The sequence below is a fragment of the Microbispora rosea genome, assembly GCF_900156315.1.
GTDB classification, from domain to species: Bacteria; Actinomycetota; Actinomycetes; order Streptosporangiales; family Streptosporangiaceae; genus Microbispora; species Microbispora rosea.
Window position 1 is genome coordinate 1 of the sequence record NZ_FTNI01000075.1, and the last position, 1,580, is coordinate 1,580.

At 70.3% G+C, this 1,580-nt stretch carries 2 protein-coding genes; both read right to left on the reverse strand.

Annotated features, from left to right (window positions below):
• On the reverse strand, window positions 1-1,373 hold a 1,373-nt coding region (locus tag BXA11_RS41040; RefSeq protein ID WP_076443340.1), incomplete at its 3' end, for a glycoside hydrolase family 15 protein.
• A 48-nt stretch (window positions 1,374-1,421) separates the two neighbouring features.
• Window positions 1,422-1,580: glycoside hydrolase family 15 protein (locus tag BXA11_RS45595; RefSeq protein WP_143734828.1), on the reverse strand; the 159-nt coding region annotated here is incomplete at its 5' end.

Here is a 1,580-nt window from a genome sequence, read left to right on the forward strand (position 1 = left end):
TCCAGTTCGCGGGAGCCGTAGGACTGGGTGAAGGTGTTGCGTACGGGGTCGTAGCCCTTGTCGCAGACTTCGGCGTGGATGCGGTCGCGCAGGGCACGCCAGCGCTCCACGTCGCCGCGCCGGCCCAGCTCCTCGATGACCCGGACCATGCGGTCGGCCGCGACCCAGGCCATGACCTTGGAATGGACGAAGTGGCGGCGGGGTCCCCGCACCTCCCACAGTCCCTCGTCGGGCTGGTCCCAGTTGTGCTCGAAGAACTCCATGACCTTCGTGACCAGGGCCCAGGCGTGGTCGTCCGGCGCCATGCCCTGCTTGCGCGCCTGGTAGAGCGCGTCGACGAACTCCCCGTAGATGTCGAGCTGGAGCTGGGTCGCCGCCCCGTTGCCGATCCGCACGGGCGTCGAGTCCTCATAGCCCTGCAGCCAGTCGAGCGTCATCTCCGGCAGGCGGCGTTCGCCGGCCACGCCGTACAGGACCTGGACGTCCTCGGGGCGGCCGGCGATGGCGCGCAGCAGCCAGGAACGCCAGGCGTCCGCCTCCTCGACGTATCCGGCGCCGGTCAGCGCGTCGAGCGTCATGGAGGCGTCGCGCAGCCAGCAGTAGCGGTAGTCCCAGTTGCGCACCCCGCCGAGATGCTCCGGCAGCGACGTGGTCGGGGCGGCCACGATGCCGCCGGTCGGGCTGTAGGTCAGTGCCTTGAGCGTGATGAGCGAGCGGACCACGGCGTCGCGCCAGGGACCCCGGTAACCGCAACGGGAGACCCACTCCTCCCACAGGAGCCTGGTCTCGGCGAGCTGCTCCAGCGGGTCGATCCGCTCCGGCTCCGGCTCGTGGGAGGGGTGCCAGGTGAACACGAACGGCACCCGCTCGCCGGCGGCGACGGTGAACGTCGCCCGGTGCCGGTAATCGCCCCCGTGCAGCGGGACTCCGGAGTGGATCCAGACCGAGTCGGGGCCGCCGATGGCGTGCAGGTGCCCGTTGCTGCGGCGCACCCAGGGGACGATGCGGCCGTAGTCGAAGCGGATGCGGATCTCGGTCGTCATCTCCACCGTGCCGGACAGGCCCTCCACGATCCGTACGAGATCGGGGTTGGCGTGCCGGGACGGCATGAAGTCGATCACCTTCACCGCGCCCGTGGGCGTCTCCCAGACGGTCTCCAGGATGAGCGTGTCCTCGACGTACGCGCGGCGCGTGGCCTGCTCGTGTCCCGCGGCGGCGAGCCGCCAGAAGCCGTTGGACTCGTCGCCGAGCAGCCGTGTGAAACAGGAGGGGGAGTCGAACCTCGGCAGGCACAGCCAGTCGATCGAGCCGTCCCGGCCGATGAGGGCGGCCGACTGCATGTCCCCGATCATGGCGTAGTCCTCGATCCGCATGCCCGTCACGCTACCGGGCGCGGGCTGTCCGCTCATCCGCGAGCGCGGTCACCTGCTCGTCGCCTCCGCCATGCCGGCGCCGCGTATCTCCCCGCTCAGCGCCCAGGCGGTGCGGATCAGGTGGATGTGGCTGAAGGCTTGGGGGAAGTTGCCGAGTTGGCGGTCTGTTGTGGGGTCGTATTCCTCGGCGAGGAGGCCGACGTCGTT